This window comes from Fibrella arboris, from assembly GCF_041321095.1.
In the GTDB taxonomy this organism is placed as follows: domain Bacteria; phylum Bacteroidota; class Bacteroidia; order Cytophagales; family Spirosomataceae; genus Fibrella; species Fibrella arboris.
In genome coordinates this window covers 67,441-89,630 of sequence record NZ_JBGGWE010000008.1, presented here as the reverse complement: position 1 = coordinate 89,630, position 22,190 = coordinate 67,441, and the positions used below count along the sequence as shown (strand labels likewise).

18 protein-coding genes and 1 other RNA gene are annotated in these 22,190 nt (G+C 52.5%); 11 read left to right on the top strand and 8 right to left on the bottom strand.

Annotation, left to right across the window (positions count from 1 at the left end; all coding sequences use genetic code 11):
* Positions 1–592: 592 nt before the first annotated feature.
* Positions 593–1,129 (top strand): pyridoxamine 5'-phosphate oxidase family protein, encoded by a 537-nt coding sequence (locus tag ACAW75_RS15445; protein WP_370729632.1) that lies wholly within the window; start codon positions 593–595, stop codon positions 1,127–1,129.
* A 1,164-nt stretch (positions 1,130–2,293) separates the two neighbouring features.
* Here the strand turns inward: ACAW75_RS15445 and ACAW75_RS15440 are convergent.
* Together ACAW75_RS15440 and ssrA are read right to left on the bottom strand one after the other, a co-directional pair.
* The gene (locus tag ACAW75_RS15440) at positions 2,294–3,664 is read right to left on the bottom strand and encodes a sensor histidine kinase (RefSeq protein ID WP_370729631.1); all 1,371 of its coding nucleotides are present in this window, start codon (positions 3,662–3,664) and stop codon (positions 2,294–2,296) included.
* A gap of 462 nt (positions 3,665–4,126) precedes the next feature.
* Positions 4,127–4,500: a transfer-messenger RNA gene (gene ssrA / locus ACAW75_RS15435) on the bottom strand.
* A gap of 239 nt (positions 4,501–4,739) precedes the next feature.
* On the opposite strand from ssrA, the gene ACAW75_RS15430 reads away from it, so the two are divergent.
* Positions 4,740–5,381, top strand: a complete 642-nt coding sequence (locus ACAW75_RS15430; protein ID WP_370729630.1) for a hypothetical protein — start codon at positions 4,740–4,742, stop codon at positions 5,379–5,381.
* A 55-nt stretch (positions 5,382–5,436) separates the two neighbouring features.
* Here ACAW75_RS15430 and ACAW75_RS15425 read toward each other — a convergent pair whose 3' ends face one another.
* Positions 5,437–6,387, bottom strand: coding sequence for a Ppx/GppA phosphatase family protein (locus tag ACAW75_RS15425; protein ID WP_370729629.1), 951 nt, complete (start codon positions 6,385–6,387; stop codon positions 5,437–5,439).
* A gap of 58 nt (positions 6,388–6,445) precedes the next feature.
* Here ACAW75_RS15425 and rpsU point away from each other — a divergent pair, with 58 nt between their 5' ends.
* Both rpsU and ACAW75_RS15415 read left to right on the top strand, forming a co-directional pair.
* Positions 6,446–6,643, top strand: coding sequence for a 30S ribosomal protein S21 (gene rpsU / locus ACAW75_RS15420; RefSeq protein ID WP_085413261.1), 198 nt, complete (start codon positions 6,446–6,448; stop codon positions 6,641–6,643).
* A gap of 99 nt (positions 6,644–6,742) precedes the next feature.
* On the top strand, positions 6,743–7,666 hold the full coding sequence (locus ACAW75_RS15415; protein WP_370729628.1) for a tyrosine-type recombinase/integrase: 924 nt from the start codon (positions 6,743–6,745) through the stop codon (positions 7,664–7,666).
* A gap of 117 nt (positions 7,667–7,783) precedes the next feature.
* Here ACAW75_RS15415 and ACAW75_RS15410 read toward each other — a convergent pair whose 3' ends face one another.
* Positions 7,784–8,482, bottom strand: a complete 699-nt coding sequence (locus tag ACAW75_RS15410) for a porin family protein (protein ID WP_370729627.1) — start codon at positions 8,480–8,482, stop codon at positions 7,784–7,786.
* 9 nt (positions 8,483–8,491) lie between these two features.
* A complete protein-coding gene (locus tag ACAW75_RS15405) occupies positions 8,492–9,175 on the bottom strand; it encodes a DUF4136 domain-containing protein (RefSeq protein WP_370729626.1) in 684 nt (227 codons plus the stop codon).
* 302 nt (positions 9,176–9,477) lie between these two features.
* On the opposite strand from ACAW75_RS15405, the gene ACAW75_RS15400 reads away from it, so the two are divergent.
* The 3 genes from ACAW75_RS15400 (at position 9,478) to ileS (ending at position 14,966) form a co-directional block, all read left to right on the top strand.
* The gene (locus ACAW75_RS15400; RefSeq protein ID WP_370729625.1) at positions 9,478–10,452 is read left to right on the top strand and encodes an NADP-dependent oxidoreductase; all 975 of its coding nucleotides are present in this window, start codon (positions 9,478–9,480) and stop codon (positions 10,450–10,452) included.
* On the top strand, positions 10,449–11,357 hold the full coding sequence (locus tag ACAW75_RS15395; RefSeq protein WP_370729624.1) for a helix-turn-helix domain-containing protein: 909 nt from the start codon (positions 10,449–10,451) through the stop codon (positions 11,355–11,357). Before ACAW75_RS15400 ends, ACAW75_RS15395 begins: the two co-directional genes overlap by 4 nt.
* A gap of 138 nt (positions 11,358–11,495) precedes the next feature.
* Positions 11,496–14,966: an isoleucine--tRNA ligase gene (gene ileS, locus ACAW75_RS15390; RefSeq protein ID WP_370729623.1), complete on the top strand. Its 3,471-nt coding sequence runs from the start codon at positions 11,496–11,498 to the stop codon at positions 14,964–14,966.
* A 28-nt stretch (positions 14,967–14,994) separates the two neighbouring features.
* Here the strand turns inward: ileS and ACAW75_RS15385 are convergent, their stop codons facing one another.
* Positions 14,995–15,462: a hypothetical protein gene (locus ACAW75_RS15385; protein ID WP_370729622.1), complete on the bottom strand. Its 468-nt coding sequence runs from the start codon at positions 15,460–15,462 to the stop codon at positions 14,995–14,997.
* 162 nt (positions 15,463–15,624) lie between these two features.
* On the bottom strand, positions 15,625–17,304 hold the full coding sequence (locus ACAW75_RS15380) for a malate:quinone oxidoreductase (protein WP_370729621.1): 1,680 nt from the start codon (positions 17,302–17,304) through the stop codon (positions 15,625–15,627).
* Positions 17,305–17,340: 36 nt separating this feature from the next.
* Here ACAW75_RS15380 and ACAW75_RS15375 point away from each other — a divergent pair, with 36 nt between their 5' ends.
* The 3 genes from ACAW75_RS15375 to ACAW75_RS15365 all read left to right on the top strand — a co-directional run bounded on the left by ACAW75_RS15375 (position 17,341) and on the right by ACAW75_RS15365 (position 20,517).
* Positions 17,341–18,516 carry an alpha/beta hydrolase family protein gene (locus ACAW75_RS15375; RefSeq protein WP_370729620.1) on the top strand — a complete coding sequence of 392 codons (1,176 nt, stop codon included), beginning with the start codon at positions 17,341–17,343 and terminating at the stop codon, positions 18,514–18,516.
* Positions 18,517–18,530: 14 nt separating this feature from the next.
* On the top strand, positions 18,531–19,208 hold the full coding sequence (locus ACAW75_RS15370) for a carbohydrate-binding protein (protein WP_370729619.1): 678 nt from the start codon (positions 18,531–18,533) through the stop codon (positions 19,206–19,208).
* A 262-nt stretch (positions 19,209–19,470) separates the two neighbouring features.
* Positions 19,471–20,517 (top strand): sialidase family protein, encoded by a 1,047-nt coding sequence (locus ACAW75_RS15365; protein ID WP_370729792.1) that lies wholly within the window; start codon positions 19,471–19,473, stop codon positions 20,515–20,517.
* 81 nt (positions 20,518–20,598) lie between these two features.
* On the opposite strand, the gene ACAW75_RS15360 is transcribed toward ACAW75_RS15365, so the two are convergent.
* Complete coding sequence (locus ACAW75_RS15360) at positions 20,599–21,576, bottom strand: GlxA family transcriptional regulator (RefSeq protein ID WP_370729618.1); 978 nt, start codon at positions 21,574–21,576, stop codon at positions 20,599–20,601.
* Positions 21,577–21,710: 134 nt separating this feature from the next.
* Between ACAW75_RS15360 and ACAW75_RS15355 the strand changes: the two genes are divergently transcribed.
* Positions 21,711–22,169, top strand: a complete 459-nt coding sequence (locus ACAW75_RS15355) for an SRPBCC family protein (RefSeq protein ID WP_370729617.1) — start codon at positions 21,711–21,713, stop codon at positions 22,167–22,169.
* The last annotated feature ends 21 nt before the right edge of the window (positions 22,170–22,190 follow it).

The following is a 22,190-nucleotide window of genomic DNA, read 5'->3' as shown; positions in this document are numbered from 1 at the left end:
GGAAGGTACGTTTATCAATTTTCAGCCGCCAGGCCACCGCTTAACCGATTAATTGAATGCAAGGCAAGAACGCTCTGGGCTTGGTATAGTGAGCCGATACAGCCTCCTGGACCGATACCCAGTTGGGATGCCTATCGGCACTGAATCCACTGTTTAATGCCTATTTCTCTTCCAGTTGCAGCTACTTGGGAAAGAGTAGTCCTTCTCTACACCCTGGCTTCACCGGCTGGGGCTGGCCTCTGGCTACGGCAGCCAGGAGCAGGCTGTGAGTCACAGCAGGCGACCGTCAGGAACGTACCTGAATGAGACGTCATCGATTGGGGCTGGCCGTGGTCTTCACCCGATTTCCACGAGCAGGGTAAGTACAAATACACAGCCGAAAGGATTAACGATTTGGGGACGCGTTATTGAGAGAAAGCGCAGGTCCACGAGCGAGTCAGCCAGGGTGGCAGTGGTGGTCATGGCAACCGGAAAGTCGACGCGTTGCGTGGCCAATTGATCTGCCTGGTTAACATATGCCGGTAAAACAGGTTTAGGAAGGACAAACTATAGCGGCCGACTACGTATCGTTAGCCGCTCAACGCACACTAGCATGGACAGCATCAATCAGCAGCAGCCAGAAGACAATCATAAGGATCTGCAACGTACCCAGGCCGGTCAGAAAATAAAGGAACTGGCCACAAAAACGAATACCTGTTTCTTCTGCACCCAAATCAGCACTGGTCAGCCACTGGACGTGCGCCCCATGTCGGTGCAGAAAGTAGACGAGCAGGGCAACTTCTGGTTCCTGAGCGCCAACGACAGCCACAAGAATCAGGAAATAAAGTCAGATGATCATGTTCAGCTCCTGTTCCAGGGATCGGCTCATTCTGATTTCCTGAGCATCTACGGCGTAGCTACGACCTCGACTGATAAGGAATTGATCAGGGAACTATGGGAGCCGATCCTCAAAACCTGGTTCACGGAAGGGGTCGACGATCCGCGGATAACCGTTATCAAAGTGGAAACCAGAGAAGGCTATTATTGGGATAACAAGCATGGTGATGCCGTAGCCCTGTTAAAAATGGCCGCCGGTGCCGTATTAGGCAAAACCCTGGATGATTCTATCGAAGGTAAACTGGCTGTTTAGACGCCGGCGAGCTTAAACCTGTTTGGCTCTCATCACAGGAAACAGGCGTCGAAGAACTCATAGAGTAGTGATCACGGGGAGGCCTTCAGGATGTATCCTCTGATGTACCGTAGGTACGTGCCTCTGAGGCGTACCTACGGTACATCAGAGGATACACCATATCAATCAATGATAGAAAAATATAATGAGGCTAAGTAACGGATTACTAGCAGACTACTGGTAGTTTTGCCGTATAACTACGAAGCATAATCACTTAGATGTACTCCCGGAAAGACCTCCTCATCAATTACTGTACCTGGTTAACTGTATTGGCAATTGCTACCACGCTTTCCTTTTTTATGCTGAGGTTTCTCTGGCGCATTCTCTAATCTGAGCTCAACCTAAAGCTACGGCCAGAAAAAGACTGCCTACTCGTCGATTCGCGACATAGGCGTTTACTTACGATAGAGTGACTAGTTGTATCTCTCTTCGCCATTGACCACCGCGATCGCGCCGAAGTGGGCCGGGTTTGCCCCCTTGCAAACCAGCACAGCCTCAGTGGCGTGGCGCGTCAGCTGGTCTCAACCAGTTCGTACAGGCTAGTTCGGTCTATCGCCATAAAAGAGGCAGTCCATAGAAATACCCGGTAGCAATCACTAGGGAATTTGCAGCAGTAGAGTTGTTTTGCACTTTTTTGCGAAGTAATTATAACTTAGTATTTATCGGCAACTTTGGCCCTCTATTTGTAGATGTTTCTACGGCATCATACTATGTATCTGCTTTGATAGCCTCAGACAGAGACATAAGGACCAGCCGCAACTTTAGTTGGATAAATGATCTTTAAGCCTCGCCCCTCTTGAGGCGAGGCTTTCTTAATCTACCCGCTTGCCAATTAGGCAGGATGGTGGAACCCGCAACAGCGTCAGCTGATCACCTTACTTCGTATACCCAGTTGACACGCCTCCGGGCAATGCGTCTGCGTCGATTGGGCGGGCAGTGCATTTAAACAGGCGTTGCCTTTATCGACCACTGCTTGTCAGCCGGCGATACAACTCGTTTGTTCATTGATGTAACGAGTTGGTAATGCAACCCAACCCTGTATTTCGCCGCGTTATCCGAATTTCTGACCTGTCCCGAACCGGGTTCGTAGCTTGATCGCTAATCACGCCCGATAGGAGCTGCTCATCAGAAGGAAACCACAGGTAAATAAACCTGAAATGTCGACCCATGACCAACTTGGCCGATGGCGGTAATGGCGCCCCCGTGATTGATCGCCACTTTTTCACAGATAGCTAAGCCGATGCCCGTACCAACAAATTCGCTGGTCGTATTTAAACGTTGAAAAACCTGAAACATACGGTCCAGATACTTTTCATCGAAACCGATGCCATTATCACTCACCTCAAGCCGGTAATACATCGCCCCTTTTTTAATGGGTTTGACTAAGGCCGGTAAGTCGGCTGCAGCTACCGTTTGAACACTGACTTTAATTTGCGGCGAAACGCCGGGTCGGCGAAACTTTAAGGCATTACCAAGCAGGTTTTGATACAGTTGCTCTAATTGGCTCCTGTCCCCTTGTACGATCGGTAAGATGGCAACGTCAATTTCGGCATTGACTTCAGCAATGACCATTTCCAGCGTACTCAATACATCCTTCACGACCTCATTTAAAGAGACTGGCGTAGTTGTAGCTTCCTGACGAGTTGAAATTCGTGAATAGGCTAACAAGTCTTTTATCAGCGTCGACATTCGTTTCGCCGCTTGCTGCATCCGCGTAATCAGGTCACTATCTTCGCCTAACCTGGCTCCCCATTTTGCCTGAATGAGATCGCCGAACGACTGAATCTTACGTAAAGGCTCCTGCAAGTCATGGCTGGCGATAGAAGCGAACTGTTGTAAATTTTGGTTTGAACGCTGTAGATCATACACCGACTCCTGCAACTCGCGGGTACGTTCCTGAACTTGTTGTGCCAATGAATCGGCCTGCTGCATACTTTGTTCCAGCCACTCTGTTTGCTGTAAGTGCAACGCGATCAAGTCAGCAAACAACGCGAACATACCCGCAATCCGGGCATTTTCGAGCTGGGCAGGCTTCGGGTCAATGGCGCAAAGTGTACCAAAAAACTCCCCTGACCTGAGCACAATGGGAAAAGAGATGTAGCTCTGAAACCCATACAGGAGTGGCGTATGGTGTTGCCGAAAAGCCTCATTCTCCTGTACGTTATCAATAATTACAGGTTGGTGATTATCGCGAATTTCGTTGCAAATAGTTGTCGCTATCTGAAGCTCACCACCAGGTTGCAGCCCAAATTGAATATCATCGCGAACGCTGCAAGCAATCCACTTGTCTTCGGTTACACGGGCCACAGCGGCAAATCCCATACCTGTTGTCTGACACACCACATCAAGCAGCGTTTTGATCAGAGGTATTTTCCTCACCCGTTCAACATCATCAATAAATTTAGCGTCAGAGTAAGCCATACAATCAAGAGCAGTATTATTCAAAAATAATTGTTTTACTGGGCCTTCCCGATAGCCACTTTGCAAGGTTTTCAAAGGAGCGGATCATAAATACCTGCTACTGTTGGTCTTGTTTGACAATAAAAGCTCACTGCCAGTAAACTGTTTTTTAAGCAGGTCAGAAACAACTCCCCATTTTTAGCAATTCCGGTCACCCATCAGCTGCTGACTGGGCCGGAAGCTATTGGCAAAACGGGCTTTCCAGCCAGCTGCTTCATCGTGATACCGCAGCGCTGTAAACATGCCTGGCAAGGCCTTTAGATCCTCTGAGTAAGCTGATGCAACAATTTCAGGTACGATGAGGATGTATGATGCCGTGATGAAACTCAATTACTGATCTGCGGTTAGCGGCTGCCCCTGACTACCATCGACCGCCACGCCAACAAGTTCACCAAATACTGAGCGAACGGTTACTAATAGTCCGAAAAGCCAGTTGTTGACACCGGCTTCATCTGAAACAAGAAAAGCCACTGATAATCAGTGGCTTTATCTTCTTCCTAGTGGAGACGCAGGGATTTGAACCCTGGTCCAGTCAAGGAAAGCGTCGCGCTTTCTACATGCTTAGTTGTGATTGGAATTGTCGGGCGGGCAACTGGCTCACAACTGGCCTATTGACAACCGTACATTGTTTTGTCTCGCTCCTTGTCACAATGATTATCGAAGCCAGCGCTGCGAGTCGACGCCTCCTGATCCAACCGGCAGCACGTAGGTCGGGGAGACGATGGCATTTGCTAGATCCTCCGGATTAAGCAGCCATGGCGTAGTTATATTCGCCAGTTATTGTTTTGACGATTTGTTCGGGTCGGGAAATACCGTCAACTCCCGGCATGCTTACACGCACTTTCGGCAAGCTGTCAATTCCAGTCGCCCCCAGTTAATGTATCTATATAACTACTGTTGCTCGCTGATAGTTTCCAGATGCCGTTGGTTTGTCGTCGATCAACCATCACAGATGTACAAATGAACTGACGCCCAATAGGGTTAGTCTATTCGGTAAATCTGTTGAAACACTTTTATACAAAATGAGTTAACTTGACACTACATACAGTTCAGTATGCGGGGATATTCCGTACAACGCTTGCAATTGGAACCCGTTGGTTCTGCCAGGGCTATGACTTTGACGCCTTTCGAAACGAGCCTGTACCGGCAGTTGGCCCGCTTTTTCGGGCAACATGACTTCGCCCTGCTTCCCGAAAAGAAGCAGTTCCGCAAGGTCACTCCCACCGGTTTCCAAAATATTATTCTATCGCCCTCCTATTACGGCCCCACTACCCTGCTCGACGTTAATTTCGGTTGCCGAAATGAGCAGGTAGAGCAGATTGCCCAGCAATTTTTACCGACCCTCACCGATTTTCGGCCCGATGCCAATACGTTGCTCATCTCGATCGGCAAGTATAAGCAGGTAAATCCGCCGCGTTATAGCATTCGTACAGATAGTGAGCTAGACAGCGTATGTACGCAGATCATCGAGTTTTTCGTAGAAACGGGTTTTGCTCTACTCGACAATTCTATGTCGCTCGATACGCTGGATACCATCCTGAACGTCAACCCCGTACAGCCTTGCCCGTTTGTCTATAACCAGACGTTCCGTTGTTATAAAGGGTTGACGGTCGCCAGTCTGACACACAACCCGCATTTTCTGGGGCTGATTGACCTCTACCGGCATCAGATCACCCGCCAGTCGCAAAATGCCTATGAAGCGATGAACTTCGACCGACTGGTATCGTATCTGCAACATTATTCGCCTAACTGATTTACGATCTGGGCGTACTGCTAACGCAAGCGCAGGGCAAAGGCAAGCCCCGCCCCTACATTAGTGCCCCTTCTTTCAAGGCGTAGGTCGATACCTGAATGGCCTTGATGCCGTATGACCGCAACACAAAGTCGATCAGGCAGACGGCTACAACGATCATATCCACGCGCAGTTCGATCATGCCGGGTAACGCCATGCGCTGGTCATGATTACGCTCGATCAGCAGTTGGTAAAAGTGATGAAAATCAGCTATCGGCAGGGTAAAGGCAGCTTGCCCGGCGGGTGGCCACGTACCTGTCTGTTCGTGATAATACATATCTACCAGCGTATCGAACGAGCCGGATGAGCCCACGAGTACAGTAGGCTGGTATTGATGTACGGCGTTGGTGAGGGGTAAAAGCTGTTCTTGAAAATAGGTATGCATCCGACCTATTGCCGCTGGACTAATCACATCGGCCTCCCCCATAAAGCGCTCCATCAGGCGTTGACCACCAATTTCGAAGCTTTGTTTCCATAAGATACGACTGTCGTTTCCAAGGATAAACTCAACGCTTCCACCCCCAATATCCATGACCATCACTGTTTGGCCAGTCGGTATAGCACCCGATGAGCGTACCCCCTGGTAGATCAGACCCGCTTCTTCGTCGCCCGAGATTACCCGGATTTGCAGGCCGGTTTCCCGCCTGATACGGTCGATAAACGCCTGCTGGTTCTGGGCTACCCGGATGGCACTTGTGCCGTAAACGGCCACGTCGGCAGGGTCGATCTGGTGTTGGTCGAGCACCTGCCGGAAGTAGGTAAGAACACCCAGTGCGCGATCAATGGCTTCGTCGGTGATGACACGCTGGTTTATTCCCCCGCCCAACGACGATGAACGGCCAATTTTGGCGGGTCTGCTTTCGCGAAAGAGCGTCTGATACGGTCCGTTGCGGGTAGGATCGGCATTTTTTTCAACAATCATGAGGTGGAACGTGTTGGTTCCGAGGTCAATCACCGCTTGTTTCATGTAGCAGATTTGCTATCTTTGCAGTCCGTTTTGCAAAACACAAAAATACCGGTATTACATGATTATCATTAACGTAAAAGAAAACGAGTCGATTGACAAAGCCCTGAAGCGGTTCAAGAAGAAATTCGAGAAAACAGGGGTGCTGCGCTCACTGCGCTCACGTACTGCTTTCCAGAAGCCTTCGATCAGCCGTCGGAAAGACGTCATTCGAGCTGCCTACAAAGAAAAAATGTACGGCAACCACACGCAGCAATAGTCGGTCAGTTCTGATCGGTGCCCGTTGTTTGAACCGGAATTTTCCGGCAGTATAGGGTTATCAGGTTTGTGAATAGGTGCGTATCTTCGTTCTATTCCTATGCAGCCTGTTCCTCCTCTACCGCCGGCAGATTCCGGTTCTGATTTTTTACAGCATATCCGCTACGAAAAGCGGCTGAGCCATCATACCCTGCTGGCTTACGAGAATGACCTGCTCCAGTTCACCGAATTTTTAGAGGAACACCATCCGGGTACGTTGCCCAAAGTAGCCGATCACCTGCTGATCCGTGCCTGGATTGTGCACCTGGTCGAAGCTAAACTCGATAAGTCGACGGTTAACCGGAAGATTGCCACGCTGCGTAGTTTCTACGGCTATCTACTACGTCGTCAACAGATTAGCGTTGACCCGATGCAAAAGATCGTGGCGTTGAAGATGAGCAAAAAACTGCCGACGTTCGTGGAGGAAAAGCCAATGGCCACCCTCCTCGACGATATTGACTTCCCCAACGATTTCATTGGCCTGCGCGATAAACTGGTGCTTGAACTACTCTACGGTACCGGTATCCGCCTCAGCGAACTGATCGGCCTGAAACCAGGCGACATTAACCACTACGACCGCACGATTACGGTACTGGGCAAACGGAACAAACACCGGATTGTGCCCCTCACCCCGCCCCTGGTCGACCTCATTGAGCAGTACCAGCAGCAGAAAACGATTTTCTTCGATGGCAAAGCCGACCAGACAACACTTCTGGTGAGCGATAAAGGCATTGCGGCCTACCCGGTGCTAATCCAGCGGATCGTGAGCAAGTACCTCTCGCTGGTGACGACGCTGGAAAAAAGAAGCCCCCACGTGCTGCGCCATACGTTTGCCACGCATCTGCTCAACCGGGGGGCCGACTTAAACGCTATCAAAGATTTACTGGGGCACAGCAGTCTCGCCGCTACCCAGATATACACCCATACGAGCCTGGATCAACTCAAAAAAGCCCACGACCAGGCCCATCCGAAGGGAGGGAAATAAGGTTTAAGTGGCAGGTTTCAAGTTTCAAGTTTCAAGTTTCAAGGGCTCCGCTAATAAACCAGATGGTAGATCAGCGGAGCCCTTGAAACTTGAAACCTGAAACTTAAAGCGCATTTCTTAATAAAACCGAAACGTCAGTCCGGCCGACAACATCAGGTTCCGGGCGTTGTTGATTTCGTTGTACTTGTAGAAAACGTTCTGGTACTGCGCCTGAATTTCGCCGCCCAGTCCGCCTTCCCGTTTACCAAACACTTTCAGACCGATAGCTGGCGCAATGGCTCCCGCGAACTTTTTGTCGGCATCGGAGAGCGTACCGTAGAAATTGGTATAGTTCACAAACGCGCCACCACCCGCGATCTGCACGTATGGCCGAATAGCCGCTGCGGGATCTGTGAAATAATAAGCAGCCGTTGCCATCACGGGCGTGATCGTCAGCGTGCGGGTCTGCACTGCCGAAATCGATTCATCACCAACCTGGTACACCGTTCGCGGTAGCCGTTGCTGACTATACTGATAGCCCGATTGCAACCCCAGCGAAAACTGTTGGGGGAACTGCCATTCCATGGTCACCAGCACATTGGCGGGCGACAACTTACTGATATAATCACGCGACGTACCCATTGGCAGACCAACGCCATATTTAACGGCACCGTTGAACGTAACGTACCTGTTGTAGGTCGATTGCTGGATCAGATTGAACGTATTTCGTTCGTCCCCTTTACCATAATCAGGATTGCCGGGCTGGGGCTCAGTTTGCGCCCAGGCCAGTGAAGAGGTCAACAGCATGGAAGCCGTTAACAAATGAGTGAGTTTCATACGAATGTCTTAACGGGTTGGGCGCAGGTACGTTGACTGAGCAAACGTATCGGCGATAAGTTGATCCACGGCGTTGTCATCGAAGATGCCATTCCCACGCACCTCGGCCTGATAGATGACGCGCAGCTGGTTCTGCGGCGCATTCGGATCGGTTGAAGGCGTGGTGATTGGCCGGTTTTTCAGATCGACCAGTTGGATCCGCCAGAACTGATCGGCCACCTGGTAATACTGGTAGTAGTTTGGTGCATACAAACCACCAAAGCCGCCGTACCCATACCCCCAGTAATTCCCATAATAACCGGCATACGGATTGGTTGTAACCCCAGTGTAGACATTATCGACCCGCGTAACGGCTACGCCAAGGTCAGCCGGTTGGCCAGCGGTCACCCGCGTGTAGCCCCTATTAGTCAGTTCAGTCGCCACCCGCGACACGAAGCGCTGTTCGGTCGGTTGCGCCGACTGGCCATAGCTATCATTCGATTCCACAATGACTGAATCGGGCAGGCTAAACGTCTTGTATTGGCTGAAATCGGCTTGCCGATCGTAGTTGGTGATAATCACATTTGAGTCTTGCGGACTCAGGTCATCGGTAGCGGTGCTGTTGCAGGCCGTCAGTCCGGTACCCAGGCCTAGCACTACAGCCGCAATAGCCACGGCCCGACTGGGTCGCCGCCATACTCCTTGCATGTTCATAGATAAAACGTTGATTGTTTACTGTCTATAAAACGTATAGCGTAGTGCATTAGTTTGAGTCAGCCTATTCCCTAATTGAATTCTAATTGACCTGCTGCACTAAGCTTCGTACGTACTGCTTCGCCGGAAACGCGGCTCATCCGTTGTTGTCGTTCACTGTCCGCGCTCGACTCAGTTGGAAACTGTCTTTTACCCCTACTACTGCTTGTGGCTGTTTTGGCTAAAACAAAAGGCATTCCAACTAAGTCTGCTTTTCAGCGGGTGATGACCTTTGTTGCATCACTCAACAAAAAAAACCTGGTATGAAAGCGGTACGAATTCATGCATACGGCGGGCCGGAAGTCCTGCAACTGGAAGAGGTGGCGCGTCCGGTGCCAGCGGCGGATGAACTATTAATCGAAGTGTACGCCAGTGGTGTAAACCCGGTCGACTGGGCAATTCGGGATGGCGCAAACGAGGCGCTGCAGCCTTTATTGACATTACCGTTAACGTTAGGCTGGGATGTGACCGGGATTGTGGCAGAAGTTGGCAGCGCGGTAACTACGTTTAAGAAAGGGGATGCCGTATTTGGTGAGCCTAATTTTCCCGGCGATGGCAGCTACGCCGAATTCTGTGCGGCTAAAGCCAGTCAATTTGCCTTTAAACCAAAACGGCTCAGCTTCAATGAGGCGGGTGGCGTACCGCTGGCAGGACTAACGGCCTGGACAGCCCTTTTTGAACACGGCAAACTACAGCCCGGCCAACGAATTTTGATTCAGGGCGCGTCGGGAGGCGTCGGGGGGTTCGCGGTGCAATTTGCCAAAGCAAAAGGAGCGTATGTCATTGGTACGGCTTCGGCTGCCAACCTGGAGTACGTGAAGCAACTGGGGGCAGATGAGGCCCTGGATTACCGGGGCAAACAACTCGGCGAGCAGGTGCGCGATGTAGACGTCGTGCTGGAAGTGTCGCCCGTGCGCGATAACGCGGAACGGCTGAAAGCGTTGACTTTCCTGAAAGAAGGCGGAATCTTTGTAAGCGTCAATACGGATTTTCCATTCAACGAGGAAGTGATTACCGCCCTCGCCCAAAAACACGCCAAAGGCGAGCTATCGGCCAACCAGCCCCGCCACGAGTGGTTGGCCGAGATTGCCGAGCTGATCGACGCGGGCAAGGTGAAGGTGCTTATCAGTAAAGTGTTTCCGCTGGAAGAAGTAGCCGAAGCCCACCGCGAGAGCGCAACCTTACGTGTACGGGGGAAGCTGGTCCTGGAAGTGAAAAAAGAAGGCAGGCCGGCATGAGGCAGTTCAAAACGATAAGCGAATTTCATGAGTTTATGCAGTTGCCTAAACCGCAGCATCCGCTTATTAGTGTGTTGGATGTTGGCACAGTTCCGCACCGCGACGACGCTGAGCCAGATTCAATGCTGATGAATTTTTATTCGATCTCGGTCAAACGAATGCATAATGTCAACGTAAAATACGGACAGCATTCCTTTGATTTCAATGAAGGCGTCCTCTCGTTTATGTCGCCCAACCAGGTATTCAGTATGACGGTTGCAAACAGTGACGAGGCCGTCGAAAAGTCGGGATGGGTGGTGTACATCCATCCCGATTTCATCTGGAATACACCGCTGGCCACAACAATCAAGCAGTATGATTTCTGGGATTATTCACTGCATGAAACTCTGTTTCTGTCGGCAAAAGAAGAAGCGATCATTGTTGGTATCATTCTCACCATCGAGCAGGAATACAGCGCCAACATCGACCGCTTCAGTAAGCAGATCATCATTTCGCAACTCGGTAGTTTGCTGAATTATGCTGACCGATTTTACCATCGCCAGTTCATTACCCGGGAAAAAGCGAATCATCAGGTGCTTGATCGGTTAGAAACCCTGCTGCACGAGTGGTTCAACAGTCCTGATTTGGCCGAACGAGGCCTGCCCACGGTTCGGTACGTTGCCGATTACCTGCACCTGTCGCCCAAGTATTTAAGTAATCTCCTGCGCCTGGTAACGGGGCAAAACACCCAGCAGCATATTCACGATAAGCTGATCGCGAAAGCCAAAGAGAAGTTATCGACCACCCATCTGTCAGTCAGTGAAATTGCCTATGAACTGGGTTTCGAGCATTTACAGTCGTTCAGCAAGCTATTCAAGGCCAAAACGACGCTATCGCCCCTGGAGTTTAGAGCGTCATTCACCTGACAGAGGCTAGCTGAAATCGACAAACCAGGTACGGTTTATTCGCGTTACCCGGTTGCAGGAAACCTATACAGGCCGCAAGACCTTATAGGGTTAAGAAGATGCCGTATCTTTGCATCCTGAAATGACCTGCGTTACGCCGTGAACTATAAAGAATATAAAAATCTTGACTACGCCCGGTTGGCCGATGAAGTCCTCGACCACTGGAAACGTACCCATGCGTTTGAACAGTCGGTAAGCCTGCGTGAAGGCAAGCCCACGTTTACGTTTTACGAAGGTCCACCCTCGGCCAATGGCATGCCCGGCATTCACCACGTGATGGCCCGGACGATCAAAGATATTTTTTGCCGGTACAAAACCCTGCAAGGGTTTCAGGTCGACCGCAAAGGTGGGTGGGATACCCACGGCCTGCCCATCGAGCTACAGGTCGAGAAAGAACTGGGCATTACCAAAGACGATATTGGGAAGACCATCAGCGTAGAGGACTACAATCAGAAATGCCGGGAAACGGTCATGCGGTTCACCGACCGCTGGAATGACCTGACCGAAAAGATGGGCTACTGGGTTGACCTCGAACACCCGTACGTTACCTACGAAAACAACTACATCGAGTCGGTCTGGTCGCTGCTGAAAAAGCTGTACGACAAAGGCTTGCTGTATAAAGGCTACACGATCCAGCCGTTTTCACCGAAAGCCGGCACGGGCCTGAGTTCGCATGAACTGAACATGCCAGGTACGTATCGCGATGTGCGGGATACCACCATCGTGGCGCAGTTCAAGGTGAAGCCAAACGGCAAATCGGGCTTCCTCTTTTTCGATTCGCAGGATGCCGACGTGTATATCCTGGCCTGGACAACTACACCCTGGACCCTGCCCGCCAACTCGGCCCTGACGGTTGGTGCCACTATTGACTACGTGTTGGTGAAAACGCTGAATCCGTACACGCACCGGATCGTGCATGTGGTACTGGCGAAGAACCTGGTTGGTCGCTGGTTTAGCGAAAAGGCGAAAGTTGAATCAGAGAAAAGCCTGGCGGCGTTTGAAGCCTATCTGCCAACGGATAAGGTAATTCCCTGGTCGCTGGTGTCGGAGTTTAAAGGGCAGCACCTCGAAGGTATCGAGTACGAGCAGCTGATGCCGTATGTGCAGCCAGCACCTTCTGAAGGCAAGCCGTTCCGGGTTATCCTTGGCGATTTCGTGACGACCGAAGACGGTACGGGCATCGTGCATACCTCGCCAACCTTCGGGGCCGATGACTTCCGGGTATCGCAGCAAAACGGTATTCCGGCCATCATGGTGAAAGACGAGACGGGCAAAGACGTCCCTATCGTGGATCGCCACGGGCAGTTCGTAGCCGAAATCACCGACTATGCGGGCAGGTACGTTAAAGAAGAATATTACAGCGACGAAGAGCGGGCTGACCCTGAGTTCAAACCAACGGATGTGCTGATCGCCATTCAGTTGAAAGAAGAAAACAAGGCGTTCCGGGTCGAGAAATACGAGCACCCTTACCCCCACTGCTGGCGGACGGACAAACCCATTCTGTACTATCCGCTCGACAGCTGGTTCATTAAAACCACGGCGGTAAAAGACCGGCTGGTGGCACTGAACAAGACCATCAACTGGCAACCCGAGAGCACGGGTACCGGTCGGTTCGGCAACTGGCTCGAAAACCTGGTCGACTGGAACCTGAGCCGTAGCCGGTTCTGGGGTACGCCCCTACCGATCTGGCGGAGCGAACCAACGCCCGGCGTTCAGCAGGCAGAAGTCTGCATTGGGTCGGTGGAAGAACTGCGTGGATACGTTTGGGAAGCACTGGCAAGCGATGTGCTGACCGACGAGCAACGGGCCAAGAATGAAGCGTTCCTGGCTGCGCATGCGTCAGGCACGTTCGATCTGCATCGCCCTTATTCCGACGAAATCTATTTCGTCTCGGAAGATGGTCAGCTGATGCAGCGCGAGCCGGACCTGATCGACGTTTGGTTCGACTCGGGGGCTATGCCGTATGCGCAGTGGCATTATCCGTTCGAGAATCAGGAGGTGTTCGAGCGGTCGTTCCCGGCTGATTTCATCTCGGAAGGCGTCGATCAGACGCGCGGCTGGTTCTTCACGCTCCACGCCATCGCCGGGATGCTGTTCGATTCGGTCGCGTTCAAAAACGTGGTATCGACCGGACTGGTACTGGATAAGAACGGCAACAAAATGTCGAAGCGGCTGGGCAACGGTGTTGATCCATTCGATACGCTGGGTACGTATGGGGCCGATGCCACGCGCTGGTACATGATCACCAATGCCGAGCCCTGGGACAACCTGAAATTCAACATCGACGGTATTGCCGAAGTACAGCGTCGCTTCTTCGGCACCCTGACGAACACGTATAATTTCTTTGCGCTGTACGCCAACCTCGACGGCTATACCATCGAACAGTTCGACCGGGATGCCGGACCACGAGTACCGCGTGAGCAACTGCCCGAGCTGGACCGCTGGATTCTGTCGAAGCTGAACACGCTGATTAAAGAAGTAACCGAACAGTTTGATGGATACAATCCAACCAAGGCGGGCCGACTGGTGCAGGATTTTGTGAACGATCAACTCTCGAACTGGTATGTCCGGCTGTGTCGTCGCCGTTTCTGGGCGGGTGCGGCCGACGCTTCGGAGATGAGCACCGACAAACGGGCAGCTTATCAGACCCTGCACCACTGCCTGACAACCGTTTCGCAGTTGATGTCGCCCATTGCGCCCTTCTACGCCGACTGGTTGTACCAGAACCTGACCGAGAGCGTTCGGGACGAATCGATTGCCCGAAACACACCGTTGAGGCACGACTCGGTTCATTTCACCGACTGGGCAACCGCCGATGAAAGCTGGATCGATACCGATCTGGAAACGTCGATGGCCCTGGCGCAGCAGATCAGTTCAATGGTTCACGGCTTACGAAAAGGACACAAGCTGAAAGTTCGTCAGCCCCTGTCTCGCCTGCTGATTCCTGTGCTCACGCCCGATACCCGTCGGCAGATCGAGCATGTGGCCCCGATCATTCAGTCGGAGGTGAACGTGAAGGCGGTGGAGTTTGTGGATGATGCCAGTGGGATTCTGACCAAGAAAGTGAAGCCAAACTTCAAGGCACTCGGACCAAAATTCGGGAAGCAGATGAAAGACGTTGCCGCAGCCATCACCGGCATGAATGGCGATCAACTGGCCGACCTGGAACGTACCCAGCAAATTGATCTGGCAGGCTTTGCCATTACGCTTTCTGACGTGGACATCCTGACTGAGGATATTCCGGGTTGGGTGGTTGCTGCCGACGGGCCATTGACGGTGGCGCTCGACGTGAATGTGACCGATGAACTGCGCCGCGAAGGCATTGCCCGTGATGTGGTAAACCGGATTCAGAATCTGCGGAAAGATCAGCAGTTCGAGGTGACCGACAAGATCCGCATTGAACTGGAGCGCAACAATGACTTGCTGGCGGCGGCCGTAGAAGCCAATAAAGCCTACATTCAGCAGGAAGTGCAAGCCGTTCAACTCGAGCTAGTCACCGGCCTGAACGGATCAGCCGTTGACATCGAAATGGATGAGTTTGTCCTGAAAGTGAAAATAGAGCGCGTGTAGATTAACCACATTTCAGCAAAAACATGAGTCATCCCGAAGTTTGGGTGATGATTTGATAAGTAGTCAGAAGAGCGGCCAAGGCAGCTCGTAGTCGATAAAGCGGTGTCAGTGCAGACTGGCACCGCTTTCCTGTTCGGTGGCACCAGTGCCGCAATAAAGCCAGCCGATCCGCTTGCTTGTCGATCACCAGTAACGAGAGTAGGAAGGCATAAACCAGCGCCACCATCATCATCAGCTTGAGTCGGTTAGCCCACAACCAGAGCCGGGGGGACTGAAGCGCCAGTTCACTCTTGGAAAAGCGCCAGCAGGCCTCAATCTGTCCCGGCGGGGAACCGCATCGACGAGCGTAGGCCAGCACAACCGACCACAGTATATCCAGCTGATCAAGTCGATCTAGGAGGGGTTGGACAACGTCTTGGAGCAGGTCATAAAAATAGCCTGCCTGTTGCTTGACATCGTCGGAGGCAGGGCCGACTTTTACAGCGTCTTTGGACATAAGAAAACCTTCCGGTTAGTAGTTGGCACCACTAAACTCGGAATGTTTTCACGTTTTAGCCAGCCCTATCAAACTTCGGGATGACTCATGTTTTTATTTAGTCAGGTACGTTGCTGACACCTGGTCGAAGGGCCACGCGTCAGCAACGTACCTGACTCCCCGTTATGCCGTGAACTCGTACTGCGTCAGGCCCAGTATGCGGCTGGTGTGTTCGCGCATTTGCTGCGTCAGTTCGGCATCTTTCGCCAGTGATCGACCGAAGCTTGGAATCATCTTGCGGAACTTCTCCTGCCAGTCGGCCGATTGCATTTCCGTAGGGAAACATTTGTTCAGCAGATCGATCATGATCGAGACGGCGGTTGACGCGCCCGGTGAAGCACCCAGCAAAGCAGCAATGCTTCCATCGGCGGCACTGACCACTTCGGTACCAAATTCGAGCACACCCCCTTCCTCATCATCCTTCTTGATCACCTGCACCCGCTGCCCAGCAATCTCCAATTCCCAGTCCTTCAGTTCTGCCTCGGGGAAATAGTCGCGCAACGCCGCCAGCTTGTCTTCTGGCGACTGCATCACCTGTTGTATCAGGTATTTCGTCAGCGAAATATTGTGCAGTCCGGCCATAAGCATTGGTGCCAGGTTGCCCATCTGAATCGACTTGGGCAGGTCGGCATACGAACCGTTTTTCAGGAACTTCGTTGAGAATCCGGCATACGGGCCAAACAGCAGTTCCCGTTTGCCGTCGATCATGCGTGTGTCCAGGTGCGGTACTGACATGGGCGGCGCACCAACCGACGCTTTGCCGTAGACTTTGGCCTGATGCCGGTCAATAATGTCGCGGTTCAGGCAACGCAGCCACTGGCCACTGACGGGGAACCCACCGTAGCCACGACTTTCGGGAATGGCCGATTTTTCGAGTAAGCGCAACGAACCACCACCGGCCCCGATGAACACAAACCTGGCGTGTACATCGCGGGTAGCACCGGTAGTTACATTCTCGACTTCGATCTTCCAGCCTCCTAATGTTTTCGACCGCCAGATCTCGTGTACATCATGCGCAAAATACATCGTGACACCGGGCATCTCCTCCAGCCGACGGAACATGGCCCGGGTCAGTGTACCGAAATTCACATCGGTACCCATGTCCATCCGGGTGGCGGCTACCGGCTGCGAGGCGTCACGGCCATCCATAACCAGGGGCGTCCAGTCGGCAATTTTGGCTTTGTCCTCCGTGTATTGCATGCCTTGAAACAGATGCGACTGGGTCAGGGCTTCGTACCGGCGGCGTAGGTACGATACATTGTCTTCGCCCCACACGAAACTCATGTGTGGGATGGGGCGAATGAAATTAGGTGCGTCTTTCAGAAAGCCCTCTTCAACCAGGTGGGCCCAGAATTGCTTCGACTGCTCAAACGATTCGGCAATCTTCACGGCTTTTGCTGTTTCGATGGTGCCGTCTTCGCGTTCGGGCGTGTAGTTGAGTTCGCAGAAAGCGGAGTGTCCGGTACCCGCATTGTTCCAGGCGTCCGAGCTCTCGGCAGCGGCCTGATCGAGCCGCTCAAAAATTTGAATCGTAATATCCGGGTTTAGCTCCTTCAGCATTACCCCAAGCGTAGCACTCATGATGCCCGCACCTATTAAAATAACGTCTGACGATTGAACGTGTGCGTCTTTTCGTTTTCCCATGCTTGTAGTTGACGGGCTAATCGCCCCTGAATAAAGACCAAAAACAGGTGACTGTTGTTCCCTGAAACACGGTAAAATACAAGAATAGTGATCCTGTAGAACCCTACCGTGATGCGGTTGTACAATTGGTAGGTCTCGGGTAAGGCAACATACCGACAACCGGTAGAAGCATACTGGCTCAGTGCTTTAGCCAGTATGCTTCGTTTCGCCCAGTTTCCTGGTATTGTCAGCGGTCTGTGTGTATCGCTGACCGTTATTGGCCAGCCCAACCCCGCCCGTCCCGACCTGCGACAGGGTGCTTATTATGCTGAAGCGGAAGGCGCTAAACGCCTTGCCGATACAGCACGAACGTACCTGACCCGTGAGGCCTGGGAAAAGCGGGCGACCCTGCTTCGGCGGGGACTTCGCGACGGGATGGAGCTGCCCGAAAAACCAGCGTTTGCCCCCTTGAAACCCCTCCGCCATAGCCTGCGGCAACTGGATGGGTATACGGTCGAAAATGTGGCCTTCGAGAGCATACCGGGTATTTTTGTTACGGGCAACCTATACCGCCCGCTAGGCATGACAGGTAAACGACCCGCCATTCTGAGTCAGCATGGACACGCCAAAACGCTGGATGGCCGCACACCCGAATCGACCCAGCAACGGTGCGCTACCCTGGCCCGGATGGGCGCTGTCGTATTTGCCTACGACATGATCGGCTACGGCGACAGCAAACAATGCGAACACAAGATTCCGAAAGCCCTGAAAATGCAGGCGCTGAACAGCCTTCGGGCGGTTGATTTTCTGCTTAGCCTGCCCGACGTTGACCCGACGCGAATAGGCGTCACGGGCGAATCGGGCGGGGGAACGCAGGCCTTCATGCTGGCCGCGCTTGATCCCCGCATTGCGGTGGCCGTACCGGTGGTGATGGTATCGGCTCATTTTTTTGGCGGATGTACCTGCGAGAGTGGCATGCCCGTGCATAAGCGCCCCACCCACGAAACATCCAATGCTGAACTCGCGGCGCTGATTGCTCCCCGCCCGCTGTTGCTGATCTCCGACGGTAAAGACTGGACCAAGAATACGCCAGCCGTTGAGTACCCATTCATGCAGGGCGTTTACCGGCTGTACAATGCAGAGAACCAGGTAGCCAACGTTCATTTACCCGACGAAGGACACGATTACGGGCCCGGCAAACGCTTTGCTGCTTACCGGTTTCTAGCCACGAACCTGGGGCTGGACCTTAATCGCGTTTTGACAAACGGGCAACCCGACGAAAGTCGAAATACACTGCTTTCCCCCGAGTCGCTTCGGGTTTTTACAGATGAGCATCCACGACCTGTTCAGGCGGCCATCGGCGACGAAGCCGTATCGGCCCTGCTGAACTGACCCTTTACCTATCCATGAGATTTTACGTCTTCTTTCCTGTTTTATTGTTCCTGACCAGTTCAACACTTGTTGCGCAGATACCGAAAGCGTATACAGGTAAACCGTTCCGAGATGCCGAGTATACCAAAGGCGCTCAGTCCATTCCCGGCCGGATAGAACTGGCTTATTATGACCTGGGCGGCGAAGGTGTTGCTTACCACGATACCGATCCGATCAATAATGGAAGCGGTAAACTGAACCGGGAGCCAGCCCATTTTCGGCCGGGTATTCCCGACTACCTGCTCCACTTCCGGGAAAAAGAAGGGGTCGACATTTCATTCACCAAAGATTTCGCCGATTTCAACCATCCCAACAAGGTCGATCCAAAAGTGAATCAGCTATACATCGGCTGGCAGGACGATGGCGAGTGGACCAACTACACGGTTGACGTGAAAGTACCCGGGCGGTACAGGATCAGTACGATCTACGGCTTTCAGGACAATAAATCGTCGGTATGGCTGAATGGTGTCAAAGCGGCTAACCTTGTGCTGCCTGAAAACACGGGGGACTATCACCGCTGGACACAAGCCACCATCGGTGAAATCTATTTTCCTACTGCCGGTCCAAACCTGATCACCCTCTATTACAACAAAGGAGCCAACCTGGCCTACCTGGATTTCATCTGGATTCACCCCCAGCTTGGCAAAAAGTGATGTTGAAGTACATAGTCGGCTCTACCATTCCCTTCCATAGCGCTGGTCGGACTGGCCACGTCGCCAGCCGCCTGTATGCGCCAGGCCTGCGGGGGTACGTTCGCTGGCCATTTGGATAGGCACGACGGGCAACGTACCCAGCCACCTGACTTTATTCAGGGGCGCTGCTGCGTCGACCCGTTGGCGTTATCGCGGTACCACTCTCGATAAACCCGGTGGCCCAAGCAGCAGGCCTCCCATTCAGTTGTATTTTCAGCCCATGATGCGTTTCACCCTTTTCCTCGGTCTTTGCGGTTCGTTGTTCATCCGATCCTGTCTGGCTCAGGCTGTCAGCCAGCAGATTCAGCGCGACTGGCTCTATGAACAGGCCCCCTTTCCGTCGTGTCATGCCTCCACGCTGGCCGAAACACCAGCGGGGCTGGTAGCCGCTTTTTTTGGCGGGCAGTACGAGCGCCATCCTGATGTAGGCATCTGGCTAAGCCTCCGCACCAGCAAGCAATGGGCTCCCCCGGTCGAAGTGGCCACGGGCGTTCAGGCAGATGGCAAGCACCTACCCTGCTGGAATCCCGTATTATTTCAGATTCCCAACGGCCAGTTGTTGCTGTTTTATAAGGTAGGGCCCAGCCCATCGACCTGGTGGGGCATGCTTAAGCGCTCAGCCGACAACGGAAAGACCTGGTCACCGGCAGAACGCCTGCCCGATGGCATTCTCGGCCCAATCAAAAACAAACCGGTGTTGCTCTCCTCAGGTACGTTGCTATGTCCCAGCAGCTCCGAAGAGCATAACTGGCGCGTGCATTTCGAGCAAACCTCCGATTGGGGGAAGACCTGGCAAAAGACGCCCCCTATCAACGACGGCGTTACGGATGGAGCCATTCAGCCAAGCCTCCTGTTTCATCCGGGCGGGGTGCTTCAGGCCCTTTGTCGAAGTCAGCAGAGTGGCTTTATTCTGGAAACATGGTCGCGCGATAGGGGCAAAACGTGGTCTTCGTTGCAAAAGACCAACCTGCCCAACCCAAATTCGGGTACCGATGCCGTCACGCTGGCTGATGGCCGGCAAGTTTTGGTGTATAATCCTGCCTCGCCAACGCCTGGTCAGTTTGGCGGTCCCCGCACGCCATTGCATGTAGCTATCTCAGCGAATGGACAGGACTGGAAAACACTGGCGGTGCTTGAAAATGAGCCTGGCGAATACTCCTATCCGGCCGTGATTCAGACAGCCGACGGGTTGCTTCACATCACCTACACCTGGAAGCGGCAACGGATCCGGCATGTCACACTGGACCCTGGCAATTTAGACAGAAAGTAGCTTTCTGGTGTCGGAACTGGCCATACGCCCCCTCAGCCCTGGCGAATGGCTTTTGGCAACGCCTTAGCGCGATACCCAACGTTATACCGACGAAGCCTCCCTATTGTACTTCGCTCTGTATTCCAGGGGCGACAGGCTGGTTATTTTTTTGAATACCTCCCGAAACGCCTTGTCGTCCGAATAGCCAACTTCCTCCATGACCTCGAAGATGGATTTTCGGCCCTTTTCCAGCGACTTTTTAGCTACTTCGACTTTCACCCGCTGCAAATACTCGACGGGCGTATTACCGGTGGCTTTGCTAAAACGCCGGTCAAAGTTGCGTCGGCTGATGGCCAGCCTGGCGGCTAGTTCCTCAAAAGAGATCTTTCCGCCCAGGTTTTCTTCGATGTATGTCTGCGCCTGTTCAATGAGCCGATCGCCGTGGTTCTTCTGGGTCTGGAAAATAAAGAAGGGCGATTGGGAGGTTCGCTCCATGTCGATCTGAAAGATTTTCGAGCAGTAGATGGCCGTTTGCCGATCAACATATCGCTCGACTAAAAAAATGACCAGGTTCAGAAAAGAGTAAGCCCCCCCGTTCGTGTATATGCCTTTTTCGAACGTAATGAGTTTGTCAGCCTGAAGCTTGATGGCAGGGAACAGCTGCCTAAAACTGGCTTCCGCACTCCAGTGCGTTGAACAGCTTTTCCCATCCAGCAGGCCAGTTGCAGCCAGCAGAAAGGCGCCGGTACACATACTGGCAATCTCAGCCCCTCCCAGATACTGTTCCCTGATCCAGTCGATCAGCTCGCCGTTTTCGTTGATCAGTTTAGCGGAGTAAGGGGCCGAAGGAATGATCAGTAGATCTGTCTTTTTGATCGTCCGAATAGGAACGGGATGAACCGTAACAAAGCCGGCATCCAGTTTTACGTCAGCCACTACGCTGGCCAACGTGACTTCCAGCATGGGCCTGTTTCCCTGCCGCTGCCAGTACGCATTCGCGCTGGTCAGAATTTCATGCGAGCCCGTTATACTGCTTAGGTTGGCACTGCCTTTGGGGACTACGATCGTTACGTGTTTCATGACCCGATTTTAGGCCAAAACTACCAGCCGAACTTGTCTAAATCAACCCGGCACAATGGCTGATTCACACCCGTCACATGCCTTTTCAAGCCATTACTTTTGTCAGACCAAGTTGATTATCAGGAAAGAAACGCATGAAAACAGCAGATTTCACAACAACACTCCTGGTGGACCAGCGTCCGGAAGAGGTTTTCAATATGATTAATGATGTTGAGCGCTGGTGGACCGAAAATGTAGCGGGCAATTCACAAACACTCAATGATGCGTTTACCGTCCATTTTACCGGTATTCATGTATCAACGCAAAAAGTTGTTGCGCTTCTTCCAGCGCGAAAAATTACCTGGCTGGTGACCGATAGTTGCCTCGCTTCCTTCGACAACAAACAGGAGTGGACCGGCACAACCATCCATTTCGATATCAGCCCAACAGGCGACAAGACACAGCTTCTGTTCACTCACGTGGGTCTACGTCCCAACGTGGCCTGCTATGACTCCTGCACGCAGGGCTGGACGCACTTTATCAATGGCAGTTTGTCCCGCCTATTCACCGAAGGCAAAGGAAATCCGAGCCTCAGAACAACCAATCCCTTCTGAGAAATAAGGGGTCTACTTACG